The sequence below is a fragment of the Bacillus sp. WMMC1349 genome, from assembly GCF_013155385.1.
Lineage (GTDB): Bacteria > Bacillota > Bacilli > Bacillales > Bacillaceae > Bacillus.
In genome coordinates this window covers 2,874,160-2,891,517 of sequence record NZ_JABJUQ010000007.1, presented here as the reverse complement: position 1 = coordinate 2,891,517, position 17,358 = coordinate 2,874,160, and the positions used below count along the sequence as shown (strand labels likewise).

Annotated in this window: 21 protein-coding genes and 2 pseudogenes; 22 read left to right on the top strand and 1 reads right to left on the bottom strand. The window is 34.7% G+C overall.

All coding sequences use genetic code 11. From position 1 onward, the window contains the following. The first annotated feature begins 16 nt into the window (after window positions 1-16). From HOO54_RS17230 to HOO54_RS17135, 18 genes and pseudogenes are all read left to right on the top strand, one after another. Window positions 17-616, top strand: a complete 600-nt coding sequence (locus HOO54_RS17230) for a pentapeptide repeat-containing protein (protein WP_172297390.1) — start codon at window positions 17-19, stop codon at window positions 614-616. Window positions 617-960: 344 nt separating this feature from the next. Further along, entirely contained in the window at window positions 961-1,950 is a 990-nt protein-coding gene (locus tag HOO54_RS17225; protein ID WP_172297388.1) for a hypothetical protein, read from the top strand. A 1-nt stretch (window position 1,951) separates the two neighbouring features. Next, on the top strand, window positions 1,952-2,437 hold the full coding sequence (locus HOO54_RS17220; protein ID WP_172297386.1) for a hypothetical protein: 486 nt from the start codon (window positions 1,952-1,954) through the stop codon (window positions 2,435-2,437). Between the two features lie 148 nt (window positions 2,438-2,585). Then, on the top strand, window positions 2,586-3,095 hold the full coding sequence (locus tag HOO54_RS17215) for a hypothetical protein (protein ID WP_172297384.1): 510 nt from the start codon (window positions 2,586-2,588) through the stop codon (window positions 3,093-3,095). Window positions 3,096-3,148: 53 nt separating this feature from the next. After that, the gene (locus HOO54_RS17210) at window positions 3,149-3,496 is read left to right on the top strand and encodes a hypothetical protein (protein ID WP_172297382.1); all 348 of its coding nucleotides are present in this window, start codon (window positions 3,149-3,151) and stop codon (window positions 3,494-3,496) included. Window positions 3,497-3,509: 13 nt separating this feature from the next. Next, window positions 3,510-3,755 carry a hypothetical protein gene (locus HOO54_RS17205; RefSeq protein WP_172297380.1) on the top strand — a complete coding sequence of 82 codons (246 nt, stop codon included), beginning with the start codon at window positions 3,510-3,512 and terminating at the stop codon, window positions 3,753-3,755. Between the two features lie 371 nt (window positions 3,756-4,126). Further along, complete coding sequence (locus HOO54_RS17200) at window positions 4,127-4,972, top strand: hypothetical protein (protein WP_301539307.1); 846 nt, start codon at window positions 4,127-4,129, stop codon at window positions 4,970-4,972. After that, window positions 4,973-5,329: a hypothetical protein gene (locus tag HOO54_RS17195; RefSeq protein WP_172297376.1), complete on the top strand. Its 357-nt coding sequence runs from the start codon at window positions 4,973-4,975 to the stop codon at window positions 5,327-5,329. 135 nt (window positions 5,330-5,464) lie between these two features. Next, window positions 5,465-6,495: pseudogene (locus HOO54_RS24430) on the top strand (IS3 family transposase). Beyond that, window positions 6,470-7,003, top strand: coding sequence for a hypothetical protein (locus HOO54_RS17175; protein ID WP_172297370.1), 534 nt, complete (start codon window positions 6,470-6,472; stop codon window positions 7,001-7,003). Before HOO54_RS24430 ends, HOO54_RS17175 begins: the two are co-directional and overlap by 26 nt. A 48-nt stretch (window positions 7,004-7,051) precedes the next feature. Beyond that, the gene (locus HOO54_RS17170) at window positions 7,052-7,564 is read left to right on the top strand and encodes a hypothetical protein (RefSeq protein WP_172297368.1); all 513 of its coding nucleotides are present in this window, start codon (window positions 7,052-7,054) and stop codon (window positions 7,562-7,564) included. Window positions 7,565-8,572: 1,008 nt separating this feature from the next. Beyond that, a pseudogene (locus tag HOO54_RS17165) lies at window positions 8,573-9,046 on the top strand (transposase); the annotation flags it as partial. Window positions 9,047-9,659: 613 nt separating this feature from the next. Continuing rightward, window positions 9,660-9,920, top strand: coding sequence for a hypothetical protein (locus HOO54_RS17160; protein WP_172297366.1), 261 nt, complete (start codon window positions 9,660-9,662; stop codon window positions 9,918-9,920). Window positions 9,921-10,341: 421 nt separating this feature from the next. Beyond that, entirely contained in the window at window positions 10,342-10,479 is a 138-nt protein-coding gene (locus HOO54_RS17155) for a hypothetical protein (protein ID WP_172297364.1), read from the top strand. Between the two features lie 936 nt (window positions 10,480-11,415). Continuing rightward, a complete protein-coding gene (locus tag HOO54_RS17150; RefSeq protein ID WP_172297362.1) occupies window positions 11,416-11,769 on the top strand; it encodes an Imm3 family immunity protein in 354 nt (117 codons plus the stop codon). A gap of 300 nt (window positions 11,770-12,069) precedes the next feature. Then, the gene (locus HOO54_RS17145; protein WP_172297360.1) at window positions 12,070-12,282 is read left to right on the top strand and encodes a hypothetical protein; all 213 of its coding nucleotides are present in this window, start codon (window positions 12,070-12,072) and stop codon (window positions 12,280-12,282) included. A 474-nt stretch (window positions 12,283-12,756) separates the two neighbouring features. Beyond that, complete coding sequence (locus HOO54_RS17140; RefSeq protein WP_172297358.1) at window positions 12,757-13,041, top strand: hypothetical protein; 285 nt, start codon at window positions 12,757-12,759, stop codon at window positions 13,039-13,041. A gap of 120 nt (window positions 13,042-13,161) precedes the next feature. After that, window positions 13,162-13,305 (top strand): hypothetical protein, encoded by a 144-nt coding sequence (locus tag HOO54_RS17135; RefSeq protein WP_172297356.1) that lies wholly within the window; start codon window positions 13,162-13,164, stop codon window positions 13,303-13,305. A 57-nt stretch (window positions 13,306-13,362) separates the two neighbouring features. Here the strand turns inward: HOO54_RS17135 and HOO54_RS17130 are convergent, their stop codons facing one another. Then, entirely contained in the window at window positions 13,363-13,731 is a 369-nt protein-coding gene (locus HOO54_RS17130; RefSeq protein WP_172297354.1) for a hypothetical protein, read from the bottom strand. Window positions 13,732-14,549: 818 nt separating this feature from the next. Here HOO54_RS17130 and HOO54_RS17125 point away from each other — a divergent pair. The 4 genes from HOO54_RS17125 to HOO54_RS17110 all read left to right on the top strand — a co-directional run bounded on the left by HOO54_RS17125 (window position 14,550) and on the right by HOO54_RS17110 (window position 16,851). Next, window positions 14,550-15,089: a GNAT family N-acetyltransferase gene (locus tag HOO54_RS17125; RefSeq protein WP_172297352.1), complete on the top strand. Its 540-nt coding sequence runs from the start codon at window positions 14,550-14,552 to the stop codon at window positions 15,087-15,089. A gap of 258 nt (window positions 15,090-15,347) precedes the next feature. After that, on the top strand, window positions 15,348-15,710 hold the full coding sequence (locus tag HOO54_RS17120; RefSeq protein ID WP_172297350.1) for a hypothetical protein: 363 nt from the start codon (window positions 15,348-15,350) through the stop codon (window positions 15,708-15,710). Window positions 15,711-15,897: 187 nt separating this feature from the next. Then, window positions 15,898-16,338 carry a hypothetical protein gene (locus tag HOO54_RS17115; protein WP_172297348.1) on the top strand — a complete coding sequence of 147 codons (441 nt, stop codon included), beginning with the start codon at window positions 15,898-15,900 and terminating at the stop codon, window positions 16,336-16,338. A 183-nt stretch (window positions 16,339-16,521) separates the two neighbouring features. Beyond that, entirely contained in the window at window positions 16,522-16,851 is a 330-nt protein-coding gene (locus HOO54_RS17110) for a hypothetical protein (protein ID WP_172297346.1), read from the top strand. Window positions 16,852-17,358: the final 507 nt, after the last annotated feature.

Below are 17,358 nucleotides of genomic sequence, written 5' to 3'. Positions count from 1 at the left end.
ATTAAGGAGGGATAGAATGGAAAATGAAAAAAATATAATCGAACAGTTAGAATCGCATCAAATATGGTTAGAGTCAGAAGGTGATAACGGAAAGAAGTTAATACTTGACGAAATTAATTTAGAGTATATTGATCTGTCGAAGTTTTCTTTAAAGGAAGCTAGATTGATCGGCTGTTCATTTGATAGCATGAACTTAGAAGCGGGTAATTTTATTTTAACATGGCTTTGTTCTTCAACGTTTAGAAATGCTTGGTTAAAGCATGCTAACTTCTATAAAGGAAATGTATCTTATGCTGATTTTAGTAATAGTAATCTTAAAAATGCTAGATTTACAGATTGTGAAAGTGAAGAGACGGTCTTTTTAGGAGCTGATCTATCAAATGCTGAATTAAATATTTGTTATTTTAGTAGTGTAGACTTTAGAGATTCAGTACTAGATAATGCTAATATTGAAGATTCTTTTTTTGAAGATGTTTTGGTTAAGGGAGCAAGTTTTAGAAATGTTAAGGGAATTGAGAATGCAAATATTATTAGTATAAATATTGGAACTCCCGAGAATCCTATAACCTTAGATAAAGAACAAGCCAAAAGATGGATTTTTGAAAATTGTATGTGATGCTCTATTCACACAATCCGTTAGCTAAGCCATTGTGGTTTATTCTGTCTCAACTCTCATCCATGGGTGGGGATGATTTTAAGACGACTTAACCCATGTAATACCCGTATAAAGATTTCGTCACTTCTGTTGTACTGACATTTTTGAATTTTATACCCTAAATAACGTAATAGCGTTACAATGAACAGGTGATTATGGTCAGATACACCATGATTAACCTGTTTTTTGTTATCTTCGTTTTCTTACGGTTTATCAGAAAGAATCGCAATTATGTAAGTAACAGCAACGATAGTTACAGTGGAAGGAATTGATCGTATCTTATTGCTGGGTTAAGACGACTAATAATGAAAGAAAGCAGACAACTTGCAAAGTACAATCTGAAATTAAAACGATGGGAAGCCATTGATAAAATCAATGACATCAAATACGGTGTCGAAAAACGAGTCGGTAAATCCCTTGACAATGTCATGCAACAAGCGGAAGTCCAAGCAGACGGCACCGTCATCGGAAAAGGCACAAACTTCTCGAACAAATTCGAAGAAGCCTACAAAACATCAAAAGCCAAAATTGGAGAATCGCTTCAGCAAGCCCAAAAAGACCTAGAACAAGCCAAAGCAGGGGCAGCAGCTGGAGCTGGAAAGCGAGGCGCCTCGCTTGGAAGCAAAGGTTCAGCTATTGATGATGCGAAGGGTATCAACCGAGCACCTAAAACCGAGACACCTGGATCCGTGCAAAAGGTTGAAAAAGGAAGCGATGCGGCGAAAAACGCTGGGAAAGTTAATGAAACGCAAGGTGGTAAGAGTGTTGGGGAAGGTGCTGAGGGGGCACCAAAAGCTACGAATGTTGGTAGCGTAGTTAAGGACGGAGGTAAAACGAAATACACAAATCCTGCTGGTAATGAACTCAGATGGGTTGATCAACATCCGAAAAATATTAATCGTGATATTGATAGCTTTTTAAAAAGTTCAGACGTTGGCAAAGCTACTGAAGCAAAGGTAGCGGATTTCTTAAGACAACAGAAGGAAGTAACTGGTTTTGGACAGAAGGTATTGAAGAAAGATGGTCAAGCCGCAGGGGACTTAGATGTGGTTACAAAAGATGAACTGATTGAAGTTAAGGCATCAATTAAAGCTGTCAAGGAAGGGCAACTGGAGAAAATGACAGATGCGACTGACGAGTTCTATTTCAATCCGGAACAAAAGAAAGTTATTCTGTATATCGATAAGCCCTTTGGTAATTTATCTCCAAGAGATATACAAAAATTAGAACAGATTAAAGAGTTGGGTGTGACTATCGTTAATTCATTAGACGAATTAGGAAAGGTGATAAAGTAGTATGGGAACGTCAGCATTTATTTTAATGAAGCAAGAAAAGTATACCCCTGAAAAATTGTTAAGCGACACGATAGTGGCTGCTTTTCATGCAGATGCTAGATTGTATTTTGATAACTATAAAAAATATAAGAATGAACAGTTCTTATATACAACCTTAAATGTTACTGATAAGCCTTTGGTTAATGAGAATAATCAGCAATTTATATTTTATGTTGATGGACTTGATAACTACGAGATCATTTATGATAATGACGAGGTCATTTTTGGCTTGGATTCGAGTCTTTCACTATATCAGGTGGGTGGAATTGAGGAGATTTATGGTGTCCAAGAATTGATATTTCGCTTTATATATGAATACCTGAAATTAAACCCCGATGATTACTTTTGGGTCGCGGACTATGATTGGGTCTACAGTTGGGAGGATATGCAAAAATTAAAATCGTTACCGTATGACCCAGATTGGTGCTATAAGAATCCTAAAAACTAACTTGTGAGGGTTTACAGCCCCAATAACAAGATCGTACAATACAACCAACAAACCAAACACTAGCTGACTCAAACACTTGATAAACCTCAAAAGCTCATTCCCACTTCAACGATGAGTAGGAATGAGCTTTTTTGCATGCAGAAAATAAATGAAGGAGCTGAATGACAGTGGCAATAAGCAGGTAAGATTGATTGCACATGCACCAAAAAACCAGTCGGTCTCCCTTGACAACGTCATGCGAAATCCGGAAATTCAACCGGACGCCACCATCATCAGAAAAGGCCCAAACTTCTCGGACCAACTGGAAGAAGCCCACAAAACATCAAAAGCCAAAATCGGAGAATCAATTCAGCAAGCCCAAAACGATCTAGCAGCAGCCAAAGCAGGGGCAGCAGCTGGAAAGCGCGGAGCGTCGCTTGGAAGCAAAGGTTCAGCTATTGATGATGCAAAGGGCATCAACAAAGCACCTAAAGCCGAATCAAATGGACCGGTGCAAAAGGTTGATAAAGGAAGCGATGCGGCGAAAAACGCTGGGAAAGTTAATGAAACGCAAGGTGGTAAGAGTGTTGGGAACGGTGATGAGGGGCGGGGAATCTTCATCCAAATGGGACGCCCAACCCAATCCATAATGCTAAAGGTGAACGGATTGATAATGTAGATGTACCTAAAGTGAAATTCACTTCTATAACTGAGTATATGAAACAGGAAGATATGGCAAAAAGTATATATGCAAGTTTTAAAACTATGAATAATGATATCAGTGATATTGCTAAGAATACTGGTTGGAAAGAAGCTGATATTCAGCAGATTAAGAATCATTTGTTCATAGAAAAACATAAATTTGATAATGGTCAAGTAAAGTCATTTGACCCAAATTATCAACAAGCTGTGGCTTGGGAACGGTTAATGCAAGGGAACTACAATAAAAATGACATTTTATTGTTAAATCACGAACTGTTTGAATCTAATTACATGAAAAAGCATGGGGCTACCTACGAGCAAGGACATGCAGAAGCCCAAAAGTATTATAATTGGTCAGATAACGTATTTGAAGAATGAGGAGGAGAGAAGTTTGGCTACGTATGTTTTGCTAGTGAAAGAAGAAGAAACTGAAGAATTTGTTATATATAAGTTTGGTCCTGATAAAGATAAATTGGGGAGGTTACGGCTAAACAAAATTAACGGTGAACCTGAGGAGATTGAAAAAGTTCCGAGCACGACTAGTAATTTCTATTATTTTACTGCGGCATCAAAACTAATTAGAATACTCAAAGAAGGAGATGGAGTTTTTCCTGATACAACAACATATGCTTCTTAAGTTAATTTTGATTAAACCTAGTATTAATGGGGCTACCTAGTAGCCGAATGAACCCATCATTCAACCAATAACTCATATAACCCATGTAATACCCGTATGAAGACTTCTCGATTTCGCATGTACGCACATCAAATGCTTTAATTTTATAACCTAAATATCACTATTCTGTTACATCAAACAGGCTGATCATGGTCAGCTACCACCATGATTGACCTGTTTTTTGTTATCTTTGTTTTCTTACGGTTTATCAAAGAAATCGCAACTATGTAAGTAACTGTAATGATAGTTACGGTGGAAGGAAATGATCGTATCTTATTGCAGGGATAAGACGACTAATAATAAAAGAAAGCAGTTAACTTGCAAAGTACAATCTGAATTTAAAACGCTGGAAAGCCATTGATAAATTCAATGACATCAAATACGGTGTCGAAAAACGAGTCGGTAAATCCCTTGACAATGTCATGCAACAAGCGGAAGTCCAAGCAGACGGCACCGTCATCGGAAAAGGCACAAACTTCTCGAACAAATTCGAAGAAGCCTACAAAACATCAAAAGCCAAAATTGGAGAATCGCTTCAGCAAGCCCAAAAAGACCTAGAACAAGCCAAAGCAGGGGTAGCAGCTGGAGCTGGAAAGCGAGGCGCCTCGCTTGGAAGCAAAGGTTCAGCTATTGATGATGCGAAGGGTATCAACCGAGCACCTAAAGCTGAACCCAATGGATCGGTGCGGAAAGTTGAAAAAGGAAGCGATGCGGCGAAAAACGCTGGGAAAGCAAATGAGCCGCATGGTGGTAAGAGTGTTGGGGAAGGTGCTGAGGGAGTAGGAGAAGCTATTGAGCCAACGATTGCAAAAAAAATTAATAAGGCTCTTAGGTCACAAAAACCTGATTTAAAACTAGAAGGAGAAGTTGCAAATTCAATAAGGGGGCATGTAATAGCGTTCAGGAAGAATATTGACACTCCCAATGGTAGAATAGGGGAAATTGACGTTGAAACAGAAAAGTATATTATAGATGCATTTAATGGAAAAAAGTCTAAAGAACCTTCTACATTTACAAAATATTTTGATGAAAGGGCACAATATATTAATCCAGAAGGCAAAGAAGTCATTCTTTATGCACCGAATATTTCAGCTACGAAAATACCAGGGATAGAGGCAACAGGAGTTAAAGTGATTCAAAGTCTCGATGAACTTAAAAAATTAGTTGGAGGTAAATAAATGAGCAGGAGTTATCAGATATTTTTAGAGGAATTCATAGAAAAGAAAGATTTAGCAGGTATAATTAAAAGTTTCTATGGATATAACAATGACATTGGAGATTTTACAATTCAGAATAAGGAAGCATCAGTATGGATAAATTATTCTGGCACCGAGGTAGATAAAGATTATTACCAAGAGGAAATTGAGGAAGTCTTATGCAAGTATAACATAAAAATTAGATATGTTATAAATCTAGAATTGAGTAGTCATGAAAAAAGTGAACTAATTGTAAATAAACTATATAGTGAATTGAAGAAAAAGTATATCAAAATAATACTAATGAATCAAGATGGTGAATATTTTGAAAAGTTATGAGTGAAATATTACGCTAACTGCAAAATTAAGTTTAACATAATATAAAAAACTACGCGAGTAACTGTTTATAACAGTTACAATAAAATTTATACTAAAATACACTGCATAATATTAATAATGCAGTGAAAAGATGAAATGAATCAGCTGAAATTAAGTAGGCTGGTTCATTATTTTTTTAGTAGAAACATACGTGAAAATGGAAAGCCTCGTAAAGATATCATTCGAGAATATGATTTAATCCCTTCTTCCCTTGATAAGTGGGTGAATCAAAGCAAAACATCTTGTTCCTTCAAAGAAAAGGAGAATCTCAGCCCCGAACAGAAAGAGTTGCGGGATCTTAGAAAGCGTACTAAGCAATTAGAGATGGAAAATGATATTTAAAGCAAGCTGCGCTGATACGAGGACGAAAGTAAATGTGACCAGCACAAATACTCGATATCAGCAATGTGCAGGGGCTTACAACTCCCTAGAAGTACGTATTATTACGAAGCAAAAGAACGAAAGAATGAAGATGATGTTACTCTGACATCGTTGAAATCTTTCATCAAAGCCGTCAAAATTACGGTGCAAGCATGAGCTAAAAAAGCGTGGGAAAATCGTTTCTCGTCGTCGCATCGGCAGAATAATGAATGAACAAGGGCTTATTTCAGCTTATACTGTGGCTCAGCTCAAGCCGCATAAAGAAAAACCAAATGACAGTACACAAGCAAATGAGTTGACCGTCGTGGTCAGTGATCTAACGTATGTAAGGGTGCAGAAAAAATGGCATTACATATGTGTATTTGTTGATCTCTATAATCGAGAAATGATTGGATTTAGTACAGGTGAGAATAAAGATGCGTTACTCGTTTATCGGGCTCTATCGTCCATAAAGGGGAACTTGCATCGTATTCAACTATTCCATACTGACAGAGGAAAAGAGTTTAAAAACATCAAGCGATCACTAAGTATGAAAGGCTGTCCGTATGATAACGCTGTAGCAGAAAGCCACATACAAGATTATTAAAACCGAGTTCGTAAAGAAACGTCATTTTGAGAGCTTAGAAGAGTTACAGAGAGAATTTACAGACTACGTGCATTGGTTCAACCACCTACGCATTCATGGGACTTTAGATGATTTAAGTCCAGTGGAATACAAACTTGCACACCTTAAGAAAACTGTCTAGTTTAGTGTTGAAAACCCAACCAATAAAATTCGAGCCGTTTATAAAACAAGAATTAATAGCACAAAAGACTTATGACAGGTTAAGGGCAACTGGATTAGATAAAAAGGAGCTTGAAGTATTCTCTAAAAACACAGGGCTTAGTATAGAGGAAACTACAGATTTGAAAAACCCCCTATTTTTAAAGGAACATATTAATTTGCCCGATACTATTAATGGGAAATATTATTACAAAGGCTACTTTCACCCAGATATGCACATAGCTTATGGATGGGAAAAAGCACTTAAGGCTGAGTTATCACCTGAAGAAAAAGCATGGTTTAGAAAATTAGCAGACCACGAGCTAGCAGAAAGTAAGATGATGCACAAAGGTATGCCATATCGAAAAATTGAATCATGGTACCCAGTAGTTGGTTTGAATGGAAGACCACCATATGAGGGTGCACATGATTTAGCTCCTTGTCCACCAAAAGACTATCCAGGTTTTGAGCCAGATGAAAGTCTTTTATGACTCAAGGATAGATACAGATTGTAAAATTACAAATGGAGGAATGATTAATTGAATCAGGCGTTTGAAGAGGCTAGATTTATTGTGAAAAATATTAATTGGGAATATGAAGAGCCAGATAGACCTTCACATTCTGTATTGTTATATGAGTTTTTAAGAAGAGGTGCTTTATTTTATGATTATATAAATAAAGATTCTAAAAGACCAGTAGTTTTTAGTGCAGCAGATATGTGCAGCTTAAAAATCCCTATAAATATTTTGGAGGTTTGCGATGAGTTAAATGAAATAAAAAACGAGTGGTTGGTCAAATCAACGTGTAAAAATTTTTTAGAGTGGGCTTATTTGATTGGAGAGAATGTACCAGTCGCTCTTAATTTTCAAGAGTTATATACCCCAATAATAAAATTATTTGTTAGGGGAGGAAGAATAAGATATCAGCATGGAGAATTGGTTTGTGGGAGGATAGGTCGTTCACGAAGTATTTCTATGGATATTAGTACAGCAAAACAAAAGGATATTAGTGATAAAACTTTGAATGAAATTGACGAATGTTGGGATAATTAAATATTTGATTGGTATTCTTAGATGTTAATGTGCTGATGTTGCTGATGACTCAAATTAAATTATTGCATTAATACACAAACAAAAGGACTCATAGGGATAAGCATTTCATCTACACCTATTTGTTCTTGTCTCTCATTTCCGTTGGAGGGTTGTTTGTTTTCAATTGGATTTGATTAAAACAAATTTGTTTCATTTTTTTAGCGTGTTTAGATTGAAGGAACGCATGGAAAAGTCATTTTCCTGCGTTCCTTGTTTTATAGATTAATTTTACCCAACTTGATTTAAAAGACGGCACCCTCTCTTAAAAAGCCCCAACTTTCAACAACGCCATAAGTAAAAGCCAAAATCGGAGAATCAATTCAGCAAGCCCAAAATGATCTAGCAGCAGCCAAAACAGGCGCTGGAGCTGGAAAGCGCGGAGCCGAGAAAAAATGAGTATAAAAGTAAAAAGAAAAACCGGTATGATGGGCAGAATGACAGGTGTATCATTACTAGTAAATAGTGAGGAAGTTGCCAAATGCCCAACTAGCTGCAACCTGTCTAACTTTTTGGGGTTACTTCAATATCTAAGTGGTTTTTATAGTTTGCTTTAACAATGATTTTTTGATTGTATATATTGCTGCACTAATATTCCGGTGTTAAATACAGATGCCAATGTAACGAAAATAAGAATATTTGCTAATAGGTTTCTAGTATAAGAATAATTGAAATTGAGAAAAGTATAAATGATAAAAAGTAGAGAAGTTATCACCGAAAGAATCATTTTACTCTTAACTGATTTAAACATATAATCCCACCTTTATTGTAAACTTATTACAAAAATGTTAACACATATAAACGAAGAAATATATGAAAATATTAAAAATGGCATATACAAAAGACTTCTTATAATTAGCATAATTGTTAGTAGTTCAAAATCTTATGGCTTATGGTAGTTTTTAAATAAATTAGAATTAAAAGAAATACTACAGTTACTACTGTTAAACTTTACAGATACTATATCATTTCGAACAAGATATCGAAAGCATGACTGGACACTTAGTTGAGCTAGTAAAAACATCTGTAGAATACGAGTGGCTATCAACGGTTCCAGGACTGGGAGATCCAACGATTGTGGATTTATTAGCTGAAATCAGAAGCTTTTCACACTACGAAGATCCACGCCAACTCATTAAACTAGCGGGATTCACGTTGCGAGAAAATTCCTCCGGCTTGCATAAAGGGCAAAAACGCATCTCCAAACAAGGAAGAAGGAAGCTGCGTACCCTTCTGTTCCGAGTGATGATGCCAATGATTCGCCATAATAAAGCTTTTAGAAAGCTACATGAGTATTACACCAAAATCCATTACGCAAGAAGCAATCCATCGTGATTCTATGCCGGTAAACTATTAAAAGTATTACACGGAATTAGCACTAAGCCCAGGGCGTTTGACGCACAGCGAATGACGAGGGATATTCCAAGTCTCGCAGAGATTGCATAAGGACCTATATTCCCTTAAATAGACCTAGACAACAGGATGACACGGAGAAGCTGGCATTATTTTTTCCATTCGACCTTGAGTCCCTATAGGAGCTTCGCTAGCCTCTGCCTTATGACTAGACCGAACGAAGGAATGTAGGCACTTAGATGCCCAGAGATATGGGAGGGGGTACGTCATCATAAGTTACGCAGAGATCCATTGTGCATCGCATAAATTCCTATCACCACTTTCCGTATTTATCCAGTAGATATATCAGATAAAAAATCAGAAGTTGAATTTGTGTTAGATAATAATGGTATATCACAATATCCGCATATTCATATAGAACCTGAAATGACTGATGGAGAATTCGGGGAAATATTCGGTAATGATGAAAAAAATTGAAAAGTAAGAAAATAAATATATTATAGTGGCAATAAAAATTATTATAAATGAGAAGCAGAAATAGAAACCTATAAGGAACTAGATGCAAAATTATATTCATAATAACTGTATAATACTAATTCTGTAGTAAGTTTGCAGTTGCCAGAGAGAAAAATACATTCTAAAAACAACAAACAACCATCAAAAAAGAGGTTAACTGGTATGTTACATGATATGGAGGTATTCGATATTGAAGTTATCGAGAGAAAGAGCGGAGCAATTGGCGCTTGAATATGTAAACAAAGATAAGAATGGAAACTACCAATTAGTACTAATCGGTGTGGAAGTATCTAAGGTTTCTTTAAAATATTGGGCTGCTACTTTTGAAGTTAGAACATTGGAAGGGCATAGTATAGAAGGTCCTTTGCTTATACTTGTTGATGATAATTTAGAAGAAGCAATGGGTTTAGAAGAGGCTATCGATGCGTACATAGCTAATGGAGATAAGTAATTAATAGTATTTCTAAAATCAGATTGCATAAAATCTTGACCGATCTGTTCAAGAAAAATATACGATAATTAGGTTTGATGAGAAGGTATTATTAGCAAGTAGGAAATTAAGATTTTAAATAAGATCGTTGGATTGTTTAAAAATCAATTGTAGATCATTTACTTTTAATAACTAACCAAGCAGTTGATGCATTTAAGGGATAATATGAATGATGCTTTGCATGTTTCAGAAGGTAGACATTAATGATTTTTCACTTGAATTTTGGAAGAAGTAGATAAAAAGATAAGATGATATTATACATGGCGAATTTAGTTATGACAGAGAAAGTAGCTAACAAATTAACGAGCATGATAAAGAAGGTTCAGTTATTGATGAAGCAAAGGGTATCAATAAATTACCTAAAACCAAACCGCATGGGCCAGTGCAGAAAGTTGAAAAGGCAAACGAGATAGCGAAAAACGCTAGGAAGTACATAAGCCTCAATGATGAAAGGCATGTTGGTAAAGGTGCTGATGGAACGGCAAAAGCGATTTGGGAAATCGCCAAATTACTGATTTGACAGACCAAGTAAAGGATTAGGAAAAATACCTTACTAGTTTCCAGAAAAGTATGGGAGTTTGGTGAAAAGAATTAGAAAAAACTTTTTTTAAAAAACGAAAAATCAAAATTGAGAGACTAGTAGGTTTAGAGTTAGAGGCAAAGGGACTTACCTGGTCCTATCGCAAACCTAACAAGTGTAGAATTTATTGATGCAAGTGTAAAGTGGTGCGTAAAAGGATGGTATTCAAAATCTGCACTAAAGGATTTTTACACTTGAAAAGGATATAGAAGAATCTCTTTCAAAAGGTGAGAATGTTATCATCGATTCATCAAAAATGTTCCCAGAACATATAAAGACGAATTACGTGAAGCAGTAAAAGAATTAGGTTTAAGTGCTTGAAAGGAAGTATTACATTGAATAAATGGGCAGAGTCGGATTACATTAGATAAAAATTCTATAAAAGCGTCTTTTGATGATACAGACTTTAGCTGTGCTATATTTCTGGATCTAACTTGAGGCGTTCATCATTTTGAAGAGCAAATCTAAGCAACGCAAAACTTACTAATAAATGTTCTACTTGAAAGGGCTATGGAGCTCGTTTTGAAGAAATAAACGGGATTGATGTAGTGTCTGCAAATATGTTTTTATTGGAACTGAAGAGAAACCAATAAGAAAGATATTAAAAAGTGGTTAAAGGGACAGTGTTTTTATCTCAACCATTGCTACGATCCTCTGTCCATCTACGGTGACTACCTTGATTACGACTAGCAGTACGGAGTAATATGATACTATACTAAAGTGTCTAGGCTTGGTGAAAATACAAGAGTTACAAGGGTATATGTGATAGTTGCAATGAACACCGCTAAATATATAAAGATTGAATTGGAAGACATCTATAATAATAGTAAGATAATAGAGTTGGTCCATAATATTTATATTGGAGGAAGAAAATTAATGAATCAATGGGGATATATTGAATTATTTTCTGCAATACAGGATACATATGAAGAGTTATTAAATGAAAGAAGGGGGCATAGGTATGCTATAGCGAAACTAGCGGATGAATTTAATAACTTAGGTAAGATAGAAGATATTATTGTCGATACTGCGATTGGAGAGATTGCAATTGGTCATGACAAAGTTTTTGTTGGTCATATTGAAGGTATAACAAAGAGGTTAAGTATGTTTAATCCACAAGAAGCAGAAGATGAATTATCACTAGAAGAAATAAAAGATTTATGTATAAAAATAAATAAAGTAATGAAAGGGTTAAAAAATGTAGAAGTTGATTATAGCTCTTCTGTTTAAGGCAAACTAAATATGTAGGTAAACGCAGTTAATTTATGCAGTGCCTCCGGTCAAGCAAACGCCATTTCTAATACCCTGGACAACTAAATTACAAGCTAGTTTTACGAAATAACTTTTTGCACCTGCAGTTTGAAAAGTAGTTTCTTTTTCTGTTGTTCTTTAGTAAGCTTTTTTGTAGTTTAAAGGTGAACTTTTTCAACTTTAATTTCGTTACTATACATCGCAGTAATTTCCGTATTTATCCGTAAAGAAGATGTTAATAGTAACACCGCAATACACTAAAATTCGGGGTGAAATTTTATGAGAAAAATTTATGAATATATGAATGATGATCAAAAAAAACAAGCTATTTCTTTATTTATTAACGATATTGAGTTACTTAAAAAAGAGCAGGAACAAGAAGAAGAAAAGGGGTTTTCTAGAGTTGTAAGAGATGCGATTGAAGAAACAATTCAACGCTATAAAAAGGATTTGGAATATCTTCAGAACGATATAAAACGAAGCAGGTTGTAAAGTCTGCTTCGTTTTTTTGAAGCAATTGCGAAGCGTGGAGTTTGTCAAATGGTCGTGGAATGCCGAAACAACCGAAGGGCAATTTCTCACAAAGCAAGAAACTGTCAACGATAAATATCTGACTGGAGCAGAAGCGGAAGGAATTTAAGGAGTTGATAGACTCACTACACCGACCCTCTTGGTAGTGATACTATGTCAATAAAATAGACACCGATTTTTCTACAGTGCAATCACTTGGCGAAGGTAAAAATCAAACTGTAAAATTTCTATAAATTCACTCAAATTCATTAGGCGAATAGTATCCGAAAATTGAATGAATCCACTTGGTAGAAAAAATAAATATAACTTATACTTGTCTGATAAACAAATTTGTATTTTAGAATGTCAATGAAAAGAATGACGTTATTTGGGAATCCAATTACAAGAAAATGATGAGCTTCATGTACGGGATAAAAGATAGAAAGGTAGGTTAAAATGAAAAAGTTAATGGAAATTGGTGATGTGTTTGAATCCAAAGAACATGGAAATATAATTATTGGTATTAACCCTGAACTCGATACATTGAGTCATACAAAAATTAGAGAAAAGATAGGAGACTGCATTCTAGTTCAGAAACCTGATAACAAAGAGATAGAGCTAAAAGTTATTTCAGTACAAATTGCAAATTCACTCATTGATAAAAAAACAATAGGTATCTGTATTGGCAAATCGGTAAAAGTATCAGAAATACCCAACAAATCATTCGTTTTTGTGAAGTAATATCCACTCCTCTGAGGAGTAATTATTCAAAACCTAGCCTATGGTTCAAAGAAGCTTTAATGATAAAAACTCTCTCATGAGGATTTTTGTCAAACCTAAAATTAAAGGAGGGTGATACGAATGGCAAGAGAAGTACAAGTTGCACAGGAACAAGCAGAGTATAAAGTGATTAGAGCAAAAATTGCTGGGCATTACCAGCAAGCCAAAGAGTTAACAAACCAGACAGACAAGCTGAAACAATCAGGAGGAACGGATGTACAGTAATAACAAAAAAAAGAGTGAATCCTATAAGTCATCTCCACAAACTGATGGCAACATCCATTATGTATGTTTATGCCACCACCAATTTTTAGACTTCCTTATTATCCCCCAAAATAGAAATCGATATAGAAGGGCCATAAGCAAAAATATAACTACAAATTCAAAAAGGGAGAAAGGTTCATAATTAATTAAGTATGAATTAATAAAAATTAATATTAAAGAAAACAGTTCCATCAAAGAGTCTAAAAATCTGTTTTCTTTGTACAAGTCCTTTGTCTTTTTGAAATTAAAAACATCTTTCATTTCTTTACTGGAAAGTCCTTTTATCAGACCTATACCTATCAAATAAATTCCACTAGAAAGCTCATAGGACACATTCAAAATCTGTGCCATTACACAGTAAATTACTGTGAATAAAAATAAATACATTTTAATATTCTCCTTACCTCTTAGTATTTATAAAATAAATCATAGAAGGAAATTCATGTATGCATTCCCAAAATGGTTCATATCTTAAAAAAATTCTTTACTGTATTATATGTTGTTGCTATTGCCTTTTGTTTTTCTTCTCCAACAATCCCAAGATAGTTATCATGATATAGATGTAGATAATGAACAGATTAAAACGGCAGAAAAACTATTTAATTACTTTGAGCAAAATACAGAAATAAATGTTCAGTTTACTTTGTCAAGAACCTCTTGTGACTGATAAACTAAAGTGAACAAGTTTTGATCAATAAAAGTGAACACTCACTTACCAGATATAGGGTTTATATTCACTAGCTGCCCATGGCTGGCTGTTGAATAACTTAGCTCTAAAAATTTAAGCCCATCACTGATATGATATGAATAGTTTTCTGAGAATGATAACAGTGATGGAGGAATGAAGGGTGGATAAGTGGGAAGTGTACATTTTATCCCCAGCCATTTCCACCAAATACAAAGGTATCATTCATTTTGCTCCTTGAGCCTCCCTTGTTTCCTTCTTCATTCAGAGGAAAACGATTGGATAGTCTTGATTTTTGGTTGTTGAGGCGGGTAAAGTATTCTCATTTATGCCAACTTCTCTGGGCTATCGGCTGATTGTTTTCCAGAATATATTTTGCAGTTTCAATTTTAAATTCTTCTTCTTATCGTTTACCCTTTGCCACACAGACACACTCCATTATAATTGATATATCAATTGTGTTTCCTTTTTACTTTAACATGTGGAAGAAAAATTGACTTTACTGATGGGGGAATGTTAAATGTTTCCTAATTTAGAAACAGAGAGGTTAAGTTTAAGAGAAATAACTTATGATGATGCAGAGGGGATTTTTGCTTGTTTTTCAAATCATAATGTCACACGTTTCTATGGGCAAAACTTGTTACAAACTATTGATCAAGCAAGAGACATGGTGGATTTTTTTGCGAAAAATTTCGAAGAGAAAAAAGGATTGCGTTGGGGTATTGAAAGAAAAGGCAAAAAAGGGTTGGTTGGAACAATCGGATTTAACGCATGGTCTCCTAAACACAAACGTGCAGAAATAGGTTATGAAATTCATCCAGATTACTGGAGAAAGGGATATATGTCTGAGGCAGTATCAAAAATCCTTTCATACGGTTCTAAAACTTTAGGTTTAACAAGAATAGGTGCGGTTGTGTTTGTTGAAAATGCAGCTTCAAACAACTTATTGATCAAGATGGGATTTCAAAAAGAGGGGATTTTAAAAAAATATATGTATCAAAACGGGAAGGCATATGATACATATGTTTATTCTTTTCTTCCACAAAGTAATTTAGAGTAGGCTAGTGGTTGCCAAGTATCTATTCCATAATTGTAGGTTCTGTGTTCCTTGTCTTCTATATCAATGAGTCTCGCCCAGGAGTCGATATCCAAGGGCGGAACTCTCATCTAAAAAGGCATCTACATCTTCAGCAAAAAAGCCTACCAAACGTTAAAGCAAGAATCATAGAATCGCTTTATCAAGCTAAAAAAATCTATCTATGTAAATACTTAAAGCATTTAAGAAATAAATAATTTGATGATAAATGAGGCTATCAATATGAGAAAATTTGTTAAGCTGGATGTTCCTCAAGTGAATATCCATCCTTTAAGAATAACTGACGGATGGAGTGTTCATTATAACAATTTTTGGGAAATTGACCCGAAAACTCTTGATTCGAATGATGATTGTTGGTTTATGTTTACTGATAGTTTATTGCAATTACATCATCAGAAATCATCGATAACATTAGACTTAGGTTGGAATCCTAATATTTCCCACAAAGGCACTTACCTAGTATTAGTTATAAAAGACTCGAACTGGGAAAACCCTATTCATGAGTTTACCTCAAATGATAATAAAGAAGTGATTGAATATATTGAATTAACTTTAAAACAGATCACTTCTAGTTGGTGGAAATAACAATATAGGTAGCATGAAAAAGAAAACTTCGGTTGATGTAGCAGTAAGATGCACCTGATGACGCTTTATTTATAAAGGATGATTAACTTATTATATAAATGAACAGTTTGACATTTATGATTAGATCTCACAAAACGATGCATGCCCCTATAAAGGGTCCAAAAATGATGAGGTGCAATTATTTAAAATGAATTTAATAGAAGAAATAAACCATGTATTTTTATTAAGCGATCGAATAGAGAAGGAAAATAGTATTGAAGGGATAGGAGACCTTTTTGAATATGAAAATTTCGATAAGAATGAAGTGATAGAAGGAGTGAATCTATTATTATCACATATAGTTCATGAAAAGAACGACTCAATCAAAGAGGCTATGCTTCACTCTGTTCAAAATGCTATAGTTTATAAGGATGTAGCAGCAGGTATATCACTGGATCTCTTATTACCCTATTGTTCTTCATTTAAAATAGAAGCTCTATCATATGTATTATCGTTTTTGGGGTTTTCAGGAAATCTAAAATACCTAACTGTTTTGAAATCTTATCTTGACCATACTAATCTAGAAATTCAAGAAACAGCACAGGAAGCAATCTCCGAGATAGAATTCAGATCTTCTAAAAAGAAGTAAGAAGAATTAAATTGTATAATTCACAGGGATAATCCAAAGTTTTGCTGTATACACAAGTGAATTTATAGCCCAAATTCATAAAATGACTATATACGATGAAAATCTGATTTCTAATCACCAAATAGATTAAAGTGATGGAAAATAACTTTTGGATAAATTAAATGTATTTATTTGGGATTTTTCATGTTGGAAAATAAACAGCCATTCATTCAAGATTTTTTTTCTTTTTTGAAGAATGATTTACTCGAAGTGCTAGAATGTTTATCCAATGAAGAGCCGTGGCAAGATCATATGATGGGTTATGAACTTCCAGTGCATTCTGAGGAGAGTGAATGTAAAGAATGGATAATAATATTTATGAACTCTTTTACATATTATGAGATTACTATAAAAAGTATAGATTTCTATGATTGTTTGAAAGAAACGTGCCTAGAATTTATTGAAGAAAATCCAGAGCAAAAAAAACAAGTGGATTTACTTATTGACACGATAGCAGTTGTTTTAAATCTGTAAAAATTCCATCCCCCCTACTATTAAATAAGCAGGGTTACATCCTCCGAGTAAGATTATCCAATACATTCAACAAGCTACACACTAAAAAAAGGAAGTTTCAAAAGTCTCTTGTCATCTTGCACGATGTGTAGGAATGAGCAATCAAAATAAAAAGAAGGAGAAATTGAATAAGGAGAGTAGCAGCTCAGAAGTATGGACTGCCGCGCTAACAATGAGAATGAGAAAATATCTGATCGGCAGCAGCTTGTGTAGAGCAATTCTAGCATGGGGATGCGAACCGATTAGAACATCTTGGAGCTGAAGCAGAAATTAACTGAAAATCCGCGGTAGATTGTTGGTACCGTATGTTGTATAAATAAGACACTCTGATACACTGTCGTTTTAGTAATGGAAGTCAATGATAGCAGTGCCTTCAAATGTTTTAGAATCTAGAAGTTAATGAATTGAATTTGAGGAAACGGTCTAAAATATGCCGAATTATTAGAAGAGTGAAGGTGATTTCATTGA

Excerpts from the sequence above, each read along its gene's own strand:
- HOO54_RS17230 (WP_172297390.1), top strand. The coding sequence starts at position 17 with ATGGAAAATGAAAAAAATATAATCGAACAGTTAGAATCGCATCAAATA.
- HOO54_RS17225 (WP_172297388.1), top strand. The coding sequence starts at position 961 with ATGAAAGAAAGCAGACAACTTGCAAAGTACAATCTGAAATTAAAACGA.
- HOO54_RS17220 (WP_172297386.1), top strand. The coding sequence starts at position 1,952 with ATGGGAACGTCAGCATTTATTTTAATGAAGCAAGAAAAGTATACCCCT.
- HOO54_RS17215 (WP_172297384.1), top strand. The coding sequence starts at position 2,586 with ATGAAGGAGCTGAATGACAGTGGCAATAAGCAGGTAAGATTGATTGCA.
- HOO54_RS17210 (WP_172297382.1), top strand. The coding sequence starts at position 3,149 with ATGGCAAAAAGTATATATGCAAGTTTTAAAACTATGAATAATGATATC.
- HOO54_RS17195 (WP_172297376.1), top strand. The coding sequence starts at position 4,973 with ATGAGCAGGAGTTATCAGATATTTTTAGAGGAATTCATAGAAAAGAAA.
- HOO54_RS17150 (WP_172297362.1), top strand. The coding sequence starts at position 11,416 with ATGAATCAATGGGGATATATTGAATTATTTTCTGCAATACAGGATACA.
- HOO54_RS17145 (WP_172297360.1), top strand. The coding sequence starts at position 12,070 with ATGAGAAAAATTTATGAATATATGAATGATGATCAAAAAAAACAAGCT.
- HOO54_RS17140 (WP_172297358.1), top strand. The coding sequence starts at position 12,757 with ATGAAAAAGTTAATGGAAATTGGTGATGTGTTTGAATCCAAAGAACAT.
- HOO54_RS17135 (WP_172297356.1), top strand. The coding sequence starts at position 13,162 with ATGGCAAGAGAAGTACAAGTTGCACAGGAACAAGCAGAGTATAAAGTG.
- HOO54_RS17130 (WP_172297354.1), bottom strand. The coding sequence starts at position 13,731 with ATGTATTTATTTTTATTCACAGTAATTTACTGTGTAATGGCACAGATT.
- HOO54_RS17125 (WP_172297352.1), top strand. The coding sequence starts at position 14,550 with ATGTTTCCTAATTTAGAAACAGAGAGGTTAAGTTTAAGAGAAATAACT.
- HOO54_RS17120 (WP_172297350.1), top strand. The coding sequence starts at position 15,348 with ATGAGAAAATTTGTTAAGCTGGATGTTCCTCAAGTGAATATCCATCCT.
- HOO54_RS17115 (WP_172297348.1), top strand. The coding sequence starts at position 15,898 with ATGAATTTAATAGAAGAAATAAACCATGTATTTTTATTAAGCGATCGA.
- HOO54_RS17110 (WP_172297346.1), top strand. The coding sequence starts at position 16,522 with ATGTTGGAAAATAAACAGCCATTCATTCAAGATTTTTTTTCTTTTTTG.